The organism is Thalassospiraceae bacterium LMO-SO8 (assembly GCA_031655335.1).
GTDB lineage: Bacteria > Pseudomonadota > Alphaproteobacteria > Rhodospirillales > Casp-alpha2 > UBA1479.
In genome coordinates, this window is record CP134226.1 from 364,527 (window position 1) to 382,769 (window position 18,243).

Sequence of the window (18,243 nt, forward strand, 5' to 3'; positions counted from 1 at the left end):
CCTTGGGGACATGACCACGACCACGCAGACGCCTGTGACCAAACCTGACGGAACCGTGCCGGTCAATTCGGCCGGGCGCCCCGACCTCACGGACCGGCGGCTGCTGATCTGGGTCGTGGCCCTGGTTTTGGCGATCCTCGCCTACCTTGCCGCCAAACCGTTCCTGCCGCCTCCCTGGCAGCACCCGGGCACGGAGGTTCTACAGCCTCTGGCGGCCCTCGGCGCGATCCTGTTGCTGGTCCCTTTCCTGTTTTCCCTCGGCAAGCGGAGCGGCCACAGCAAAATCCCCAACCGGCTGTTCATCCTGCATGTGGGGGCAAGCCTGCTCGGCATGTTTTTGGTCTCCCTCCATGCCGCCGCCGCGTTTTCGGGCCCGCCCCTGGCCCTGGCCGCGTGCCTCGCGCTGCTGGTCCTGACCGGCGTGGTGGCGCGGGTCCATGTGTCGTCCCGCATGGCATCGACCTTCGGGCGCAAGCCAGCGCCGTTCCAGGCCGCCGATCCGGACTTGAAAGCGAAGCTGCGCGTCCTCATCGACCGGAAGACCACCCTTTTACAGCGCCTCGACCCCCAGGCCAGCGAGGCCCTGTTTTCGCCCACCCTGCGGCATTTCCTGCGGGGCCCCTTGAAATCGCTCGCCTATGCCCGGCTGGCCCGGGAAGAGGCGCGTCTGATCGGCGCCCGCCGATCCGTGTCCTGGCTGCAGGCCTGGTGGCGGCCCGTCCACATGGTGCTCGCCTGGCTGTTTCTCGCCGGCCTGATCCTGCATGTCATTGTGGTTACGTTCTTTGCCGGTTACGTGGCCGAAGGACGCGACATCTACTGGTGGCATCTGGCGGCCTGGTAGGAGAACGCACAGATGTCCCGCCTGTCCCTGATGATCGACATGGAACGCTGCATCGGCTGCAAAAGCTGCGAGGCCGCATGCAAGGCCGAACACGGCCTGGGCCCGGGCGAGAACCGCAACCGCGTGGTCTGGCTCGGCGATCTGGAGCGCCCGGCCCTCGATTTCCTGACCCTGTCCTGCCAGCATTGCGAGCGGCCCGCCTGCCTGCGCGCCTGCCCGGTGGCGCCCAAGGCTATTTTCAAAGACCCTGACACCGGCGTCGTCCGCATCGATGAAGACCGATGCACCGGCTGCGGCGAATGCATCATCGCCTGCCCCTACGGCGCCATGGGTTATGACGCCACCGACCATCACGCGGTGAAATGCGACCTGTGCCACGACCGGCGCGCGGTCGGGCGCAAGCCCGCCTGCGCTACCGTCTGCCCCGGCGAGGCCATCACCTTCGGCGACCGCGCCGACCATCTGGAAACGATCCAGGCCGAGGGCCGGCGGGCCGTCGACCACGACGCCTTCCTGCTCAACCCCGCCAACATCTTTCTGGAGCGCATCAAGGCCACGGCTCCCGCCGCCGAAGGATTTACCATGGCGGGCCGCCACCGTCCGGCGGTGATCGACGACCCGGCCCGGCGCGGCGCGCTGACGCCCGACGACGTGGTCTTTCCCTATCGTTCGACCCGCGCCGAGCGCACCCCCGACACCGTGGTGCCCGGCGGCTGCAACATCTGCTTCAACTGCTGCCCGACCCAATATCACCTGAAGAACGGCAAGGTGATCCGCGTGACGGGGAACGAGGACGATCCGCAATGGAAGGGCAAGGTTTGCCCCAAATCCCAATTCCTGTTGCAGCTTCACAACAGCCCCGACCGCCTGACCCAGCCCCTGAAGCGCGTCGGCGAACGGGGCGAGGGCAAGTTCGAACCCATCACCTGGGATCAGGCCCTGGATGAGATCGCGGCCAAGCTTGAGGCCGTGCGCGATGAACATGGCCCGGAAGCCCTCGCCATCTTCGCCGGCACGCGCACGGGCACGCTGACCCGCAAGGGCTATATCCGCCTGTTCACCCAGATGTGGGGCACGCCCAACTTCACCGATACGGAACCGTTCTGTTCCGAAGCCAAGGCCGTCGCCTACGATCAGACCATCGGCATGCTCGGCAGCGGCAACAGCTATACCCCGGGTGATCTGGGATCGGCCGCGCTCTACGTCTATTTTGGCGACAACCAGGCGGAATCCCGGCCCGTCCACTTCGGCATGATCAACGACTGGCGGCTCAAGAACGGGGCCAAGATGGTGGTGGTCGATCCGCGCCTGACCGTGACGGCCAGCAAGGCCGACCTGTGGCTCGACATCCGGCCCGGCACGGATTTGGCGCTGGCCCTGGCCCTCGCCCACCACGTCTTTGAATGCAATCTGCAGGACCAGCGGTTCTGCGACAACTGGGTCGCGGGCTGGGACGTCTGGCGCGACTACCTGATGGCCAAGGGCTATTCGCCGGACTGGGCCGCCGGGGTCACCGGCATTGAGGCCTCGAAAATCCGCGCCCTGGCCGAGGAAATCGCCCATGCCGACGGCTGCGTGATATTCGCGGCGCGCGGCGTCAACCAGCATGCCAACGGCACCCAGACCAACCGCGCCCTGATGTTCCTGGCCGCCATCACCGGCAACATCGGGCGCAAGGGCGGGGCTTTCTTCAACTTCGGCACGCCGTCCCCGGTGGTCGCCAACGCGCCCGCCGACCGCATCCGCCATCCGCAAAAGCCCATGGCCGGCGTCAACCCGGCGCGCTGGCTCGACGCCATGCAGACCAACGATCCCTATCCGCTGCGCGCCTTCATCACCTGCAACAACCCGCTCTCGGCCTGGCCCCATCAGGACCGCGTGCGCGAGGCCTTCAAGGCGCTCGACCTGCTGGTGCATATCGAACTGTTCGCCAACGAAACCAGCGCCTATGCGGATTACGTCCTGCCCGCCGCGACAGGGGTGGAAAAGGGCGAAATCAGCCGCGCCAGCGAGGACCGCCGCGTGGTCTGGATCGACAAGGTGATCGAGCCGCCCGGCGAAGCCAAGGCCGACGGCTGGATCTGGATCGAGCTGGGCAAGCGGTTCGGCTTCGACGACGTGCTCCAGGACAAGTACAAGGACTCAGCCCTGTTCTGGGACGAAATGTGCATCAACGACCCCTGGATGAAGGGCTGCACGCAGAAGCGCCTGCATTCCGTGCCCTGGCGCTGGGTCCGCGTGCCCGTGGCCGACGAGGACGCGCCCGAGATCGAGACCCTGCACCTGGAGGGCACGACGGCGCTGGGCCGGCCCGAGGGCCACCGTTTTCCCACGAAAAGCGGCAAGCTGGAATTCTGGACCGAGGCACTGGAGGCCAAGTTCCGGACCCTCGGTTTCTCCGCTCTGCCCGAGTTCTATACGGACCGCGAACAGCTTATCGACCTGCCCTATGCGGTGCGGACGACGGGCGGCGAGGCGGTGCGCAGCCCCTTCGCGAAAACCCCGGCCGACACGGTGACGTCGCGCATCGTGCAGCCGGACATGGACTCGCCCGCGCGCGCGCTGAAGGCCCGCGGCTTCGACACGCAATTGATCACCGGCCGGCCCGCCGCCCCGCATTTCCATTCCTGGACCCATTACGCCTGGCAGGCGCAGGAAATGTGGCCGGACCTCTACGTGCAGGTCCACCCGGCCAAGGCGGCCGCGCTGGGCATCGAGGACGGCCGGGAAGTGACGGTCGAAACGGACCATGGCCGCATCACGGCGCGGGCCTGGCTGCACGCGGGCATCCGCATGGACACGGTGTTCATCCCCATCGGCTGGGACAAGGCGCAGCCGTTCCATCCCTGGGCCTCGGTCAATTATCTGACCGACGAGAGCCAGCGCGACCCGTTGTCGGATCACGCCAACCTCAAAGGCTACATGTGCCGGATATCGGCCAAGGCGACGTAGGGCGCATCGGCGACGCGCGAGGGCAACCGCGAGGCGCCGAAGATAAAACCGTTTCCAAAAAATAGAATCTATGTTCTATATAATAGAACAAACGGATCACCAGATCCGACCGACCCGTGAGATCAAGACACGAGGCATGAGGATGACATCGAGTAAGAGCGCGCCGAAGACCGACGGCGGATTGGCCTTCGCGCCGGAACTGGATCAACCCGTCCCTTATATGCGCCGGACGCGGGAATGGTATCTCGCGCTGGGCTATGACAACCCCTATGTCTGGGCCCATTACATCGAGGTGCCGTTCACGCCGCTGGTCAAGCCCCTGGCGCAGTCGAAGGCGACCTTCATCACCACGGCGGCCCCCTATCAGCCGGACAAGGGCCCGCAGGGGCCGGGGGCGCCCTATAATTCCGCCGCCAAGTTCTATCAAGTCTATTCCGGCGACACGGCGGAAGAACACGACCTGCGCATTTCCCATGTCGGCATCGACCGGATTCACACCAGCATGGAAGACGCCCGCGCCTGGTTTCCCCTGACCGCCCTGCGGGACGCCGTGGCGGCCGGGCGGATCGGCGGCCTGACGAAACGCTTCCACGGTGCGCCGACCAACCGCAGTCAGCAGCACACCCTCAATATCGATTGCCCGGAAATCCTCAACCGTTGCCGGGAAGACGGCGCAGACGTGGCGATCCTGGTCCCCAACTGCCCGATCTGCCACCAGACCCTCTGCCTGATCGCCCGCCATCTGGAAGCCAACGGAATCCCCACGGTGGTCATGGGCTGCGCCAAGGACATCGTCGAGTATTGCGGCGTGCCGCGCTTTCTGTTCAGCGACTTTCCCCTGGGCAATGCCGCCGGCCGGCCCCACGATCCGACGTCCCAGGCGGAGACGCTGGAACTGGGGCTGCGCGTGCTGGAAAGCGCCATCGGCCCGCGCACCACGGTGCAATCGCCGCTGCGCTGGTCCGACGACCCGGATTGGAAGGGCGACTACTGCAACATCGCCCGCCGCTCGCCCGAGGAAGTCGCCGCGCTGCGCGCCGAGGCGGAAAACGCCCGCATCGTCGCCAAGGAACTACGCGAAAAGGAATTGAAACGGGCCTCGGCCGGGGGGAAGGCATGACCGCAACGGGCCCCCGCCCCTTCGATGGGATCAAGGTTCTCGACTTCACCCGTTTCTTCGCCGGGCCCTTCGGAACCTATCAGTTCGGGCTGCTGGGCGCCGATGTGGTCAAGATCGAGCCCATCGGCGGCGAGGACAACCGGCGCGCCCAGCTTAGCCAGGAATGGGTCGACCGCAACATGGCGCCGGCCTTCATGTCGATCAACGCGAACAAACGCAGCCTGACCCTCGACCTGAAAAAACCGGAAGCCCAGGAGATCGTCAAACGCCTGGTCCAGGACGCCGACATCGTCTGGGAAAACTTCCGCCCCGGCGTGATGGACCGTTTCGGCCTGGGCTATGAGGCGCTCAAGGCGATCAATCCGAAACTGATCTATTGCGCGGTTTCCGGTTTCGGCCATAGCGGACCGGAAAGCGCCAAGGCGGCGTTCGACGGCAAGATTCAGGCGATGTCCGGCATCATGTCGATCACCGGCGAGGCCGAGGGCGGGCCCATGCGCGCGGGCTTCGCCGCCTGCGACCTGATCGGCGGGATGACCGGCGCCTTCGCCGTTTCCGCGGCTCTGCATCAGCGGACGCAGACCGGCCAAGGCCAGTTCGTCGACGTCTCCATGCTGGATTCGACCCTCAATTTCCTGGCCCAGCACGTGACCGAATACACCGTCGCCGGCTTCGTGCAGCGCCAATACGGCAACCTGTCGGTCACCCGCAAGGTGACCGCCGACCGTTTCCGCTGCGGCAACGGCTACATCATCCTGGCGATCCTGTTGGAAAAGCAGTTCATCAACCTGATGAAGGCGCTGGGCCGGGAGGATGCGCTCGAAGATCCGCGCTTCGCCGATTGGGCGGCGCGGACGGAAAACGCGGGCGCGCTCCGCGACGTGATCGAGGGGGCAATGCGCGAAGGCGATCCCGATACCTGGGAACAGCGTCTGACCCAGGCCGACGTGCCCTGCGCCACGGTGAAGGGCATCGACGAAATCGCCGACCACCCCCAGGTCGCGGAACGCGGCCTCCTGCAAGAAGTGGACTCGCCCTACGGCCCCCTGCGCCTGGTCGGGCCGGGCTTCAAACTAGCCCACGGCACCGGCACCATCGACCGCGCGCCGCCCCATGTCGGCGAACATAGCGACGAAATCCTGGCCGAAGCCGGATTCAGCGCCGAAGACATCGCCGGGTGGCGGGCCGGCGGAGTGGTCGCATGAACAACACCCTGGTCAACGGCATGGCGCTTTTGGAGGTGCTGGCCCATAGCGACCGCGCGCTCGGCGTGTCGGAACTGGCGGCGCGGGTCGACCTGGGCAAGAGCAACGCCCACCGCCTGTTGCAGACCTTGACGGAACTGGGATACGTCCGGCGCGACGCCGCCACCGGCACCTATGCGGCGGCGATCCGCCTGTGGGAGCTGGGCACGGCCATGCTCGGCCATCTCGACCTCCGCCAGCTGGCCCTTCCGGCCATGGAGGCGCTGCTCGCGCGGACGCGGGAAAGCGTCCATCTCTCGGTCCTCGACGGGGACGAGGTGGTCTACCTGCACAAACTGGAAAGTCCCGAGCCGGTGCGCGCCTATTCCGCGATCGGCGGCCGCGCGCCCGCGCGCTGCGTCGCCACGGGCAAGGCCATGTTGGCCGCCTTGAACGAGGCGGCGCTCGGCGCGCTTGCCGAAAACCTGCACGCCCATACACCCAAAAGCATCACCGATGCCACGGCCTTCCTTCAGGAAATGGCGGGCATCCGCACGCGCGGCTACGCCGTCAACGCCGGCGAATGGCAGGAAACGGTTTGCGGCGTGGCCGCCCCGATCCACGATCCGGCCGGCGGCGTGATCGCCGCCATCGGCGTTTCGGGCCCGGCGGAACGCCTGCGCCCCGGCCGCTTCAAGGCCCTGGGCGTCGAGGTCACCGAAGCCGCCGGCGCCGTCGAACGCGCCCTGGCCGGCGGTGCGGCGCCGCTGACGCCTTTCAATCCTTGCGCCGTTGGCGCCGCCACCTCATCTCCTCTCCCGGCCTCCGGCCGACCTCCCCCCCAACAACAGGAAGAAAAAAGAAGGGCATCCGAATGACCGCTCCCATCGATACCATCGCCCCGCTGCGCGATTTCGTCATCGCCATGACGAACCTTGTTTCCAAGACCGACACCGAGGAAACCCTGATCGCCGAAGGCCGCAAGCTGCTGGCCACCCTGGTGTCGCGCGACGACTGGCTGCCCGAGGAATTCACCCAGCCCCATCCCGAATACTATCAACAGTATCTTCTGCACGCCGATCCGCTGGAACGCTTTTCGGTCGTCAGCTTCGTCTGGGGCCCTGGCCAGAAGACGCCCGTCCACGACCATACGGTCTGGGGCCTGATCGGCATGCTGCGGGGGGCGGAAAAGGAAGTCCGCTTCGAACAGGACGCCCAGGGCAAGCTGCACCAAGTCGGGGGCGTGGCGGAACTGAAACCCGGCCAGGTCGAGGCCGTGTCGCCGACCATCGGCGATATCCACGTCGTCGAAAATTCCTTCACCGACAAGCCGTCGATCAGCATCCACGTTTACGGCGCCAACATCGGCGCGGTCTCGCGTCATGTGTTCAAGCCGGAAACGGACGAAGTGAAACCCTTCGTCTCGGGCTATTCCTCGACCCGCGTGCCGAACCTCTGGGACCGTTCGGCGACCGTGCGGGCGACGCTGCCGGCCGCCTGACGAGATCATCGATCCCGGCTCATCCCGCCGCGAAGAACGGCGGCGCGGATGACCTGGATCAATGCGCACCTGTGCTCGATCGTTAAGGTGGCCTCAATGACCACCCTGAACGATGAGGAGCATCATCATGGTTCACCTTCTTGAAAGCGGCGATGCCGCCCGATCCCCGCTTCTTGCGGAAGCGTTGAAAACCCTCGACATCGACGACGCCCGCGTGCCGCAAGACCGCATGCGGCTGGCCAATGCGCGCTGCCGGACCTGCGAAAACGCTGACGCGTGCTTTTCCTGGCTGGCAGGCCTCAACAGCGCCCAGGACTATCACTGGTTCTGCCCGAACGCACAGTTGTTCGACGACCTGGCCAAGGCGGCCTGAGCCTCACAACCTTTCCGACGATGACGCCCCGCGTGACCCGCTCGCCTGAGCGGATCTCGCGGGGGTGGCGTCTGTCCGTGTCCCGCGTCCATAACGGGCGGCACGCGCAGAGGCCCTGCGCCGGAAACGCAGAGATAAATCAATATCTTGGGGAGGGAATGGTGCCCAGGGGCGGATTTGAACCACCGACACCCGCATTTTCAGTGCGATGCTCTACCAACTGAGCTACCTGGGCAAACCGTGCGTCGGCGACGGCCTGAAAGGCCACCGCCCGTTGGCAAGACGTGGCTTATAGAAGAAATCCGAGGCCCTGTCCAGCGCGGGCGCGCGGGGAATTTTCACGCGGATTTTCAAGTGTTTCCGGACGTCTTCCCCACTGCCGGGCGGCCGGACCGCGGGCTTAATCCTCGGTATACTCGCCCTCGGCGTCCGGATCCTCGGGGGATTGGTTGGTCGGGATACGATAGCCCTCGCCGAGCCATTGGCCGAGGTCGATATCGGCGCAGCGCTTGGAGCAGAAGGGCAGATATTCGGTCACCGGCGGCTTCTTGCAGATCGGGCAGGGTTTGCGCTTCAGAGGCACGATCTTGGCGCTCTTGGTCTCGTTCATGGCCCTAGCCCTCCGTGATCTCGAACCGCCCCGGGCCGAGGGCGCCGTCACGTTCCACCCGGATCGCCCCGCCGGTGCGGGTGTTGGCGTCGTCCAGCGCGTCCTTGAGCGGCCCGGCCAGGGCATCGGCCACGTCGGCGGCGCAGGCGATGCGGATCACCGCTCCCCGCACCGCGAGGGCGCGGCGAAGTGCGGCCAGGCCCGCCGCCGTGGGATCCGGCGTCAGGCCGGCCGGGCGGGCCAACAGGCGGGTCAGCGAGGGGCCGCGGCGGCGGCGCGTCAATTCGACCAAGCCCAATCCCGTGTAACCCAGAACATGACATTCGACCGGGTCGCCGGCCAGCGCGCCGCGCAGTTGGGCAAGCACTTCCAGGCGTTCCTTCTTGCCCTTCATGGCCAGGAAATCGATGACGATCTGCCCCGCCAGGTTGCGCAGGCGCAGTTCGCGGGCGATCACGGTCACGGCCTCGCGGTTGGCCTTGGCGGCCAAGCGCTGGGGCGAGCCGGAGCCGAGCGGCCCGCCCTTGGTCTGGCCCGTGTCGACGTCGATGGCCGTGAGCGCCGGGGTTTCGGCGATGATCACGCGCCCGCCCGACGGCAGGGGGACGATGGGCGACAGCACGCCGTCGAGGGCTTCCTCGACGCCGAATTCCTCAAACAGGGGCGTCTTGCCGGCCCAGGCCTCGGCCTTGACGCCGGGGGCCAGATCCCTGACCAGACGCAGGGCCTCGGGATCGTCGGCGACGACGCGGCAGCGCGGCCCGGCCAGGGTCAGGGCGCGCTCGATGGCGTCCGGCGGCGCCAGCAGGGCCTCCGGCGCCTTGACCGTGTCGTCGAAGGCGGCGTCGACATCGTCGCGCAGGGCCAACAGGCGATCCAGGTCGGCGGAGATCTGGGCGATCTCGGCCCCGCCGGCGGCGGGGGTGAAGGTCAGGCCGCAGTCGCCGGGCAGAATTTCCTCAAGCACTTCCAGTTCCTTGCGCTCGGCCGGGGCGAGAAAGCGCGAGAACTTCATGCCCTCGCCGCCCAGGTGCAGGGTCACGAAGCGGCCGGTCAGCGCGAGGCGGCAGGTCAGGCGCGGCCCCTTGCCGTCCATGGCCTCGCGGTCGGCCTGGACCAGAACCTTGTCGCCTTCGCCGAGGACTTCGGTGATGGACTTGATGCGCTGGTCGCCGGACCGCCGCGCGTCGGCGGCGGCGAGGAACCCGGGTTCCGCTCCGTCGATATCGACGAAGGCGGCGTTGAGATCGCGGTTGATGGCCGTCACGCGCCCGGCGAATACCGCCCCCTCGACACTCTCGTCGATGTCCCGTTCGAACAGAACCTGGACCACCGTGCCCTTGGCCAGCAGCGCCACGCGCATCTCGCCCGGCCCGGCATTGATCAGGATCGTGTCGGCGCGCATGGCTATCCTTTCCCCACCGGGGACCACGCCCCGGCGCCGGTCAGCAGCGCCGCCGTGAGGGCGAGCGGCAAGCCGACCACATTGTTGTAATCGCCGTTGATCGCCGAGACGAACAGCGCGGCAAGCCCCTGAATGGCATAGCCGCCGGCCTTGTCCCGCCATTCACCGGAGGCGAGATACATATCCACCTCGGCCCGGCTGAGGCGCTTGAACTGCACCGCCGTCACGGCGTCGCGGACCACGACCCGCCCCCCCGGACAGACCAGGGCGACACCGCCGATGACCCGATGCCGGCGCCCGGACAACAGGTCCAGGCAGCGCCGCGCCTCCGCTTCGTCGGCAGGCTTGGGCAACGACCGGCGGCCGCAGGCGACGACCGTGTCGGCCCCCAGGACGAAGTCATCCGGATGGGTCCGCGCCACGGCGGCGGCCTTTTCCGAGGCCAGACGCCGCGCCATCGCGCGCGGCTGTTCGCCCGGCCGGGGCGTCTCGTCGATATCGGCGGGCACCACGGCGGCGGGCGCGATCCCGACCTGGGACAGCAAATCCAGCCGCCTGGGCGACGCCGAGGCGAGAATCAAGCGGCCAGCCATGGGCATGCCTGCCAAACTTTATTTGAAACGAAAGGTGATCCGGCCCTTGGTCAGATCGTAGGGCGTCATCTCAACATTGACGCGATCGCCGGCAAGCACCCGGATCCGGTGCTTGCGCATTTTGCCCGCGGTATGGGCGAGAATTTCGTGTTCGTTGTCCAGTTTCACCCGGAACATGGCGTTGGGCAGCAGTTCCGTCACCGTGCCCGTAAACTCCAAAACGTCTTCTTTCGCCATTAGCACTCCAATAATTTGGCCAAAACGCCCCAGAACATGACGTCTAGCCGGGTAAAAATCAAGGGATTGCGGGGATTTGCCAATATCGCCGGAATTCGGGCTTCCGATCAGGCGTCGCCGTCGTCGCCGGCCTCGTCGCGGGCGGCGCGGCGCAGACCCTCGACCGCCGTCTGGAACAGCGGGTTATCGACCCCTTCCAGATGGACGATGAAGATCGGCCGGCGGAAAACGGGGGCGTCCTCGACCAGATGCAGCACGCCTTCCTCCAGGCGCGGGCGTACGGCGCGCAGCGGCAGATAGGCCGACCCGCCGGCACGCAGGATATGCTGCTGCGCCAGCGGCCCGTAGCTCACAGCGAGCGCCGGGGCCGCCAGATCAGGGAAGGCCTCCAGATGTTCCATGCGGAATTCGGCACCCCAGTCGACGAACACGTAGCTTGAGTCCCAGGGACCGCGGGTCGTCGGCTCCGTCGATACCAGGACCAGGCTGTCCTGGGCCAGTTTTTCGACCACCAGGCCGGAACGGTGCTGCGGCGTATAGCTGACCGCGAGATCGATGAAGCCCTCGACGACCTGGCTCATCAAGGTGTCGGAGGTGCCGACCTCCGCGCGCAGGGCGACCTCGGGCAAAGCCTCGCGAACCCAGGACATCCAACGCACCATCATGCGTTCCCACAAGGTGAATTCGGCGCCGACGGTCAGAAGCGCGGAATATTCCGTCGGCAGGCCGACGTTGTGGCGCGCCTGTTCCCAGGTCTGCAGCAGTTTTTCCGCGAACGGGCGGAATTGCGCGCCCGCCGCCGTCAACGACGCCCCCGCCTTGGTGCGCACGAACAGCGGTTGCCCCAACAGGTCTTCCAGCAGCTTGACCCGGGTGCTCACGGTCGACTGGGTGACGTAGAGGCGCTCCGACGCCTTGACGAAGTTTCCGACCTCGCAGATGGCGAGAAAGGTACGCGCGAGATTGATGTCCATGGGGCGCTTCCGAATGAAATCCGACGGTGAATTCAGTCTGAATTATACATCGGAATTTTTGATATAAACTATAATTTTATTTCGTTTGAGAAATGTCTGAATTTCTCCGAGAGTTGCCCGGTCCAATCACGGACAACCACCCCTTTTTGGAGGAATACATGAAAGTCCTGCCCTTCATTGGCGCCGCCGCGATCGCGCTTGCTCTTGCGGCACCGGCCAAGGCCGTGGACGTGACCAATGAACAGGAAACCGAAATCCAACTGACGGTTTCCGATTCCGAAGGGTCCGAAATGGTGAACATCGCCGCCGGCGAGACCATCCCGAACCTTTGCGAAAAATGCAAACTCGTGCTGGGTGACGAAGCCGTCAGCGTGCAGGGCGACCAGGTCGCCGTGATCCGCGGCGGCAAGATTTCCATCCGCACCAACTGATCGAGGAATGCGGGAACGGGCCTGTGGTCCGGCCCTGCAGGAACGCGCCTGGGAGGGCGTCATCGGGAACGGGAGCGGTAGACGCACTGACGCACCCCCCGTTCCCGAGCGCCACGCCGCGGCGGAAGCCCTTTCCGGCAGCGTTCCATGGACTTTCCAGCCTGCGCCTAGGCCTACCGAATTCGTTCTACCGCAACCCGTCGGCCAAATCGCCCTCCCACGAATGGCCCCTTCTCAGAAAGGCACACCATGTTGACGCAATCCTCTACCCCCTCTCCGGCCCCTTCCGGCATGCCGCAGGACACCGCCGCCCCCAGTACCAAGTCGTTCTGGCAGCGCGCTGATGACATCACGGGCTTTGCCCTGTTCATGCTCATCGTCGGCGGCGGCGTCATTTTGCCGTTCGCCCTGTATTTCTACGGATTGCTGTTCCGCTAACCCCGGAACACGCGGCAGCCGGTTATCGCCATTCCAGGCGATGGACGACGGCGCGGCAGGTCGTGGGGGTTTCACTGGTCGGCGTCAACAGGTTCAGTTCGACATAGGTCGATTCCGCCAAGCGCTGGCCCAGGGCCACGATCTCCCGCTCCGTGGCTTCCGGCTCGCGTGAGAACATGACGCCCAGGCGGCGCCGGATCCGTTCCTCGTCGGACAGTTTCAGGGAATAGCGAATCGCGCCGACGCCGAACATCTCGCGGATCGCGACCCCGCGCCGCGCCCAGCAGAACCCTTCATTGGCCTTTTCCGGCGCGACGGTGACATCGAACCGGACATTGAGGCGGCGCAGGGCGTTGTCGAAGGTGACCCGATACTGGGCCGGCGGCCCGACCGCCGTCGTCAGGCGGCCCGCCGCCGCCTGCGCCCCGGCCCGCACGCGCTTGATTCCCGCATCCATCAACGTCACCGGCTGTGCGGCCAGGCCGTCGAACAGGTCCCCGGTCTGCGCCAAAGCCGCAATGGGCGCCCCTCCGATGGCGACGGCCAGGGAAGCGCCCGCCGCGAGCACGGTTTTGGGCCGAAAGGTCCGGTATGAACGCGACATCCAGTCTCCTTACATCGGTTTTCAGGCGCCGGTCCGCCCTGTTCCGACCATTCTACCGAAGCAACCCGCCAGGGCGAGCCCGGAGTCCATATTTTTCTACCCCCGTGACAGCCGTCACATTCCCCTGCGGCAGCGATGCGTATAACCCGACCACTTTTTTGCATGCTGGTTCATGGAGCGGCGCGGTAGGTAACGACGCGCGCGGGCATGGACCTGCGTGTTTTTTTAGGTTCCTTGGGGGAATCATGGCTTCCACGCCCGAGCCGGCATACCGCTTTTTTCAGCGCGAGGTCGCCATTGAGGACCTGCGGAACCCCCTGTTCGCGGATGTCCTCGCCGTATGGAACACGCTGCGCGGCGACGCCATGGCACCGCCCTGGCGGGTGACCGACATGTTGCGCTACCCGCACGCGGCCATCCCGTTCATCAGCGTCGTCGACCTGACCGAGGACGGGGAATTCCGCTACCGCTACTGGGGAACCGGCCATGTCGATGTGAAGGGGTACGACTATACCGGCCGTTCGCCCCGTGACCACGCGCCGGCGGATTACGGACGCATGATCAACGACGAATACCGGGCCGTCACCGACGCCGCCAAACCCGTGGCCTTCATCCACGACATCCGCCCGGGCTTCGCCCAGGTTTCCAAATTTCAGGAAACATTGCGCCTGCCGCTTGCCAACGACGGCAAGACTGTTTCCGGCGTCATTTCCTTCGCCGACTGGCGCTCCAACGCCGGGCATTGGACGGAAATGTTCGACACCCTGTCCGACCCGGCGGCGGGCCTCGGAGCCGTCTGAAACCCGCCCTTCCCGGCCTGATCGCTTACGTATCGACGACCGTATGCACGGGAAACCGCGCCTTGATGCGCTCCATCAGCTGGTCGCGCACCATGCGGTAGGCCCCCAGCTTTTCCTCGCGGTTATCCGTCTCGATGATCGACGGATCGAAGGTGTTCCAGAATTCGACGTCGCAGGCCATGATCCGGGTCAGTTCCATGGCCTTGTGCTGGGCTTCCGGCGACAAGGTAATGACCAGATCGAAGAAATCGTCCTCCAGATCGTCGAAGGTCTTCGACTTGTGCTTCGACATGTCGATGCCGATCTCGTCCATCACGGCGATGGTGAAGCCGTCGATCTGCCCTTCGCGCGCACCCGCGCTGTCGACATAGATGCGATGGCCATGGAGAAATTTCAGGATGCCCTCCGCCATGGGAGAGCGGATGGAATTCATGGTGCAGGAGAACAGGACCGCAGAAGGAAGGTCAGCCAAATTCGCCGTCCCCCCTAAGCCTTGATATGCAGCACGCAGACCAGCGTGAACAGCCGCCGGGCCGTGCGCAGGTTCATTTCGACCCGGTCCTCGAGTCGCGTGCGGAGAATTTCGGCCCCTTCGTTGTGCAGACCGCGGCGGCCCATGTCGATGGCCTCGATCTGGCTGGGCGACATGGTCTTGATCGCCTTGAAATAGCTGTCGCAGATCATGAAATAGTCGCGCACGATGCGCTTCATGACGCTGATCGGCAGGGTGATCTTGACCAGGTGGCCGCCGCCTTCGTCGTCCACGTCGAACACCAGGCGGTTGTCCTGGATCGACAGGCGCAGGGCATAGGGGCCGTCGTGGTCGATCTCAAGCGGCCGGAAGCTGTTGTCCTCCAGCAGGTCGTAGATCGCCACTTTCCGTTCATGGTCGACCTGGGGGCTGCGGCTGACGACGCTTTTTTCATCCAGGTCGATTTGGACAATACGGTGCGTGTCGCCGCTCATCCCGCCGCTCCCGTCCTAATCCCCCGCCGGCGCGTTCAGGCGGATGGAAATGGAAAGCGCGTGGGCGTCCAGGCCTTCGGCCCGGGCCAGGGTCACGGCTTCGGGACCGATGGCGCGCAGGCCCTCGGCGTCGCATTCGATGAGGGACGAGCGCTTCATGAAATCAAGCACGCCCAGGCCCGACGAAAAACGCGCGCTGCGCGCCGTCGGCAGCACGTGGTTGGGTCCGGCGATATAGTCGCCGATGGCTTCCGGCACGTAGCGGCCCATGAAGATGGCGCCCGCGTTGCGCACCTTGCGGCCCAGGGCGTCGGCGTTGTCGGTGGCTATTTCCAGATGTTCCGGCGCGATGCGATCGACCAGGGGGATGGCGTCGGCCAGATCCGGAACGGTGATGACCGCGCCGTAGGTCGCCCAGCTTTCACCCGCCGTGCCCGTGCGCGGCAGGGTCTTCAGGTGCCCTTCGACGGCACGTTCGACGGCATCGGCGAAGGATGCGTCATCGGTGATCAGGATGGCCTGGGCGGCGGTGTCGTGTTCGGCCTGGCTCAACAGATCGGCGGCGATCCAGGCGGGATCGTTGGCGCCGTCGGCCAGCACCAGAATTTCCGACGGCCCCGCGATCATGTCGATGCCGACGGTGCCGAACACCAGACGCTTGGCGGCCGCCACGTATGCGTTGCCGGGGCCGACGATCTTGTCGACCGGGCGGATCGTCTCGGTGCCGTAGGCCAGCGCGCCGACCGCCTGGGCCCCGCCGATGCGGTAGATTTCATCGACGCCGGCGATCGCCGCCGCCGCCAGGACCAGGGGGTTGAGCACTCCGTCCGGGGTCGGCACGACCATGACCAGACGGTCCACCCCCGCGACCTTGGCCGGGATCGCGTTCATCAGCACGGACGACGGATAGGCCGCCGTGCCGCCGGGCACGTAGAGGCCCGCCGCCTCCACCGCCTGCCAGCGGTAGCCCAGACGCAGGCCCGCCGCATCGGTGAAATCCAGGTCTTCCGGCAACTGCTTTTCATGGAACGCGCGGATGCGTCCGGCCGCCGTGGCCAGGGCCGACAGCGTTTCCGGGGTGCATTGGCCGCGCGCGGCGTCCACCTCGTCCGGCGTGATCGCCATGGCGTCAGCCGTCAAATCGAACCTGTCGAACCGTTTGGTATATTCCAGAACCGCCGCATCGCCGCGTGCGCGCACATCGGCCAGGATGGCCGCGACGACGTCGTTCACATCGGCTTCGCTCTCGCGCTTGGCGCCCAGAAGGTCCTTGAACGCGTCTTCGAAGCCGGGATCGCGGGAATCAAGCCGCAAGGGCATCGACGGCCTCCTTGAACTTGGTCACCCAGCCGCCGATTTCCCTGGGCCGGGTCTTCCAGGCGGCGCGGTTGACGGCCAGGCGCGAGGTGATCTCGGCAATGGTTTCGACCTCGACCAGGCCGTTGGCCTTCAGCGTCGCCCCCGTCGACACCAGATCGACGATGCGCCGGCACAGGCCCAGGGTCGGGGCCAGTTCCATGGCGCCGTTCAGTTTGATGCATTCGGCATGGACACCGCGCCGGGCGAAGTGGCGGCGCGTCAGACCGGGATATTTGGTGGCGACGCGGATCGACGACCATTGCCGGGGGTCGTCGCTTTTGACCATTTCCGCCGGCTCGGCCACGGCCAGACGACAATGCCCGATGCCCAGGTCCACGGGCGCGTAGATTTCCGAATAGTCGAATTCCATCAGCACGTCGTTGCCGGCCACCCCCAGGTGGGCCGCGCCGAAGGCGACGAAGGTCGCGACATCGAACGAACGCACGCGGATGATGTCCAATTCCGGGACATTGGTGGTGAAACGGAGCTGGCGGCTTTTGCTGTCGTCGAAGGCGGCCTCCGGCTCGATCCCCGCATGGCGGACCAGCGGCATCACTTCTTCGAGGATGCGGCCTTTGGGCAGGGCCAGGACGAGCTTTTCATTGGCGTTCATGATCGTTTTCCGTCGCGGTCAATCGGGTGCTTGCGGCGCATACATAATGCCATTCGCGCCAGGATACCAGGAAACAAACCCCGGAAAATCCCCGGTTCTCGCTCCTTCGAACGTGCCGGGGCGGGCGTTCGCCCCCTGTCGCCACCGCCCCGGAAAGCGTCGTTCCCCGCGGGAACACAGGCATGGTAGATTACCGGCATGTCCAGGTCATCGACATTCCGGGCCACCCAGGATTGCCTGGTGGCGGGCCTTTGCTTCGCGGCGGTTCTTTTATGGCTGTCGGCGGTTGCAAATGCCGCGCCTTGGGGCGGCGGGATCATCCAGACCAGCGCCCCGCTGTCCCTGCCGGGCTCCCCAGACCTGAATATCAGAGAAAAACGCGAAGCCCTGCTTCGCCGTGCGCCAGGCAATGGCGCCACGGCCGCCCACCCCCTGCAATCACTGACCGACCTGGATGACCCCCAGGCGCTTCCGGCCACAGCCTCGGCCATCGCGCGGGCGGACAGCCGCGATCCTGTCGTGGCGGCGACCCGCCGACAAACATGCCGACGTTCGCCGGCAGACGGATTCCAGTCCCGCGCGCCGCCGCCGGGCGTCTGACCTTGCTGCGGTGAACGCCGCATAACACCCCCCTACAACCGGCGGCCGCCTAGGCCGCCCCCAGCATGACGAGAACCGACCGTGTCATGGGTCCTCGCCTGCGGCGATGACTTGGCTCAATCGTCCGGACAGTCCCCCGGCGCTCGGTCGCGACGCCGCGTCCAGGCAGCGGCCGGTCCGGTCATCGTCATGCATTCACGATAGACGAGAGAAATATCATGTCCCCCATCTTCTCATTCGCACTGGAAACGATTGCCATGATCGCATCGTTGACCCTGGTTCAGGCCGCCGTCCTTATGATGCGGCACGCCAACCGCGCCGCTTGGTTGAAGCGCGATGCCATCGACACCTTGCTGGCCATCGCCGTCGGGGCAACCATTCTTGTCGCCATCGGCTTGGAGGCCGACAGCCTGATACGGATCGGCTTGCACAACGAGTTGGCGGTCTTGGCCGCGCCGGTCATTTGCGCGGCAGCAGCCAAGATCATCTGGCACGGCTTCAATTGCCGCGCGCGCCGGGCAATGGCCGAAGCAGGCATGTCGCCTTTCGGTCGCCTGACCGACACCACCCGGCAACTATCGGAACAGGCGCGAGGGCCGAAAGCAGGGTGACGCCACGCCAACGGCGTCACCTTTTTAG

The 18,243-nt window shown here is 65.9% G+C and carries 22 protein-coding genes and 1 tRNA gene; 12 read left to right on the forward strand and 11 right to left on the reverse strand.

The genetic code is table 11. The features are described from left to right. Window positions 1-10 precede the first annotated feature (10 nt). The 7 genes from RJ527_01685 to RJ527_01715 all read left to right on the forward strand — a co-directional run bounded on the left by RJ527_01685 (window position 11) and on the right by RJ527_01715 (window position 7,974). The gene (locus RJ527_01685) at window positions 11-844 is read left to right on the forward strand and encodes a hypothetical protein (GenBank protein WND76468.1); all 834 of its coding nucleotides are present in this window, start codon (window positions 11-13) and stop codon (window positions 842-844) included. A gap of 12 nt (window positions 845-856) precedes the next feature. Then, window positions 857-3,796, forward strand: a complete 2,940-nt coding sequence (locus RJ527_01690) for a molybdopterin-dependent oxidoreductase (protein WND76469.1) — start codon at window positions 857-859, stop codon at window positions 3,794-3,796. A 142-nt stretch (window positions 3,797-3,938) separates the two neighbouring features. Continuing rightward, complete coding sequence (locus RJ527_01695; protein WND76470.1) at window positions 3,939-4,916, forward strand: hypothetical protein; 978 nt, start codon at window positions 3,939-3,941, stop codon at window positions 4,914-4,916. Continuing rightward, window positions 4,913-6,121: a CoA transferase gene (locus RJ527_01700; GenBank protein WND76471.1), complete on the forward strand. Its 1,209-nt coding sequence runs from the start codon at window positions 4,913-4,915 to the stop codon at window positions 6,119-6,121. The genes RJ527_01695 and RJ527_01700 overlap by 4 nt, the downstream gene beginning before the upstream one ends. Beyond that, complete coding sequence (locus RJ527_01705) at window positions 6,118-6,978, forward strand: IclR family transcriptional regulator (protein ID WND76472.1); 861 nt, start codon at window positions 6,118-6,120, stop codon at window positions 6,976-6,978. The genes RJ527_01700 and RJ527_01705 overlap by 4 nt, the downstream gene beginning before the upstream one ends. Beyond that, window positions 6,975-7,601: a cysteine dioxygenase gene (locus RJ527_01710; protein WND76473.1), complete on the forward strand. Its 627-nt coding sequence runs from the start codon at window positions 6,975-6,977 to the stop codon at window positions 7,599-7,601. The genes RJ527_01705 and RJ527_01710 overlap by 4 nt, the downstream gene beginning before the upstream one ends. A 127-nt stretch (window positions 7,602-7,728) precedes the next feature. Next, complete coding sequence (locus tag RJ527_01715; protein ID WND76474.1) at window positions 7,729-7,974, forward strand: DUF6455 family protein; 246 nt, start codon at window positions 7,729-7,731, stop codon at window positions 7,972-7,974. Window positions 7,975-8,133: 159 nt separating this feature from the next. Here the strand turns inward: RJ527_01715 and RJ527_01720 are convergent. The 6 genes from RJ527_01720 to RJ527_01745 all read right to left on the reverse strand — a co-directional run bounded on the left by RJ527_01720 (window position 8,134) and on the right by RJ527_01745 (window position 11,793). Then, window positions 8,134-8,209, reverse strand: a tRNA-Phe gene (locus RJ527_01720). Between the two features lie 165 nt (window positions 8,210-8,374). Next, entirely contained in the window at window positions 8,375-8,551 is a 177-nt protein-coding gene (gene yacG, locus RJ527_01725; protein ID WND77998.1) for a DNA gyrase inhibitor YacG, read from the reverse strand. 37 nt (window positions 8,552-8,588) lie between these two features. Then, window positions 8,589-9,989, reverse strand: coding sequence for a ribonuclease E/G (locus RJ527_01730; protein WND76475.1), 1,401 nt, complete (start codon window positions 9,987-9,989; stop codon window positions 8,589-8,591). 2 nt (window positions 9,990-9,991) lie between these two features. Next, window positions 9,992-10,582 carry a Maf family protein gene (locus RJ527_01735; protein WND76476.1) on the reverse strand — a complete coding sequence of 197 codons (591 nt, stop codon included), beginning with the start codon at window positions 10,580-10,582 and terminating at the stop codon, window positions 9,992-9,994. Window positions 10,583-10,600: 18 nt separating this feature from the next. Next, window positions 10,601-10,819 (reverse strand): translation initiation factor IF-1, encoded by a 219-nt coding sequence (gene infA, locus RJ527_01740; GenBank protein WND76477.1) that lies wholly within the window; start codon window positions 10,817-10,819, stop codon window positions 10,601-10,603. A 107-nt stretch (window positions 10,820-10,926) separates the two neighbouring features. Beyond that, window positions 10,927-11,793, reverse strand: a complete 867-nt coding sequence (locus RJ527_01745; protein WND76478.1) for a LysR family transcriptional regulator — start codon at window positions 11,791-11,793, stop codon at window positions 10,927-10,929. Between the two features lie 158 nt (window positions 11,794-11,951). Here RJ527_01745 and RJ527_01750 point away from each other — a divergent pair, with 158 nt between their 5' ends. Both RJ527_01750 and RJ527_01755 read left to right on the forward strand, forming a co-directional pair. Next, entirely contained in the window at window positions 11,952-12,224 is a 273-nt protein-coding gene (locus RJ527_01750) for a hypothetical protein (GenBank protein WND76479.1), read from the forward strand. 249 nt (window positions 12,225-12,473) lie between these two features. Further along, complete coding sequence (locus RJ527_01755) at window positions 12,474-12,662, forward strand: hypothetical protein (GenBank protein ID WND76480.1); 189 nt, start codon at window positions 12,474-12,476, stop codon at window positions 12,660-12,662. A gap of 22 nt (window positions 12,663-12,684) precedes the next feature. On the opposite strand, the gene RJ527_01760 is transcribed toward RJ527_01755, so the two are convergent. After that, window positions 12,685-13,266, reverse strand: a complete 582-nt coding sequence (locus RJ527_01760; protein WND76481.1) for a hypothetical protein — start codon at window positions 13,264-13,266, stop codon at window positions 12,685-12,687. 245 nt (window positions 13,267-13,511) lie between these two features. Between RJ527_01760 and RJ527_01765 the strand changes: the two genes are divergently transcribed. Beyond that, entirely contained in the window at window positions 13,512-14,066 is a 555-nt protein-coding gene (locus tag RJ527_01765; GenBank protein ID WND76482.1) for a hypothetical protein, read from the forward strand. 25 nt (window positions 14,067-14,091) lie between these two features. Here RJ527_01765 and RJ527_01770 read toward each other — a convergent pair whose 3' ends face one another. The 4 genes from RJ527_01770 to hisG are packed head-to-tail and all read right to left on the reverse strand — an operon-like array spanning window position 14,092 to window position 17,004. Then, window positions 14,092-14,538 (reverse strand): low molecular weight phosphatase family protein, encoded by a 447-nt coding sequence (locus RJ527_01770; GenBank protein WND76483.1) that lies wholly within the window; start codon window positions 14,536-14,538, stop codon window positions 14,092-14,094. 14 nt (window positions 14,539-14,552) lie between these two features. After that, window positions 14,553-15,032 (reverse strand): UPF0262 family protein, encoded by a 480-nt coding sequence (locus RJ527_01775; GenBank protein WND76484.1) that lies wholly within the window; start codon window positions 15,030-15,032, stop codon window positions 14,553-14,555. 15 nt (window positions 15,033-15,047) lie between these two features. Next, a complete protein-coding gene (hisD, locus tag RJ527_01780; protein WND76485.1) occupies window positions 15,048-16,352 on the reverse strand; it encodes a histidinol dehydrogenase in 1,305 nt (434 codons plus the stop codon). Continuing rightward, the gene (gene hisG / locus RJ527_01785) at window positions 16,336-17,004 is read right to left on the reverse strand and encodes an ATP phosphoribosyltransferase (protein ID WND76486.1); all 669 of its coding nucleotides are present in this window, start codon (window positions 17,002-17,004) and stop codon (window positions 16,336-16,338) included. The genes hisD and hisG overlap by 17 nt, the downstream gene beginning before the upstream one ends. Before the next feature lie 240 nt (window positions 17,005-17,244). Between hisG and RJ527_01790 the strand changes: the two genes are divergently transcribed. Together RJ527_01790 and RJ527_01795 are read left to right on the forward strand one after the other, a co-directional pair. Beyond that, window positions 17,245-17,604: a hypothetical protein gene (locus RJ527_01790; protein ID WND76487.1), complete on the forward strand. Its 360-nt coding sequence runs from the start codon at window positions 17,245-17,247 to the stop codon at window positions 17,602-17,604. Window positions 17,605-17,822: 218 nt separating this feature from the next. Further along, a complete protein-coding gene (locus RJ527_01795; GenBank protein ID WND76488.1) occupies window positions 17,823-18,215 on the forward strand; it encodes a hypothetical protein in 393 nt (130 codons plus the stop codon). Window positions 18,216-18,243: the final 28 nt, after the last annotated feature.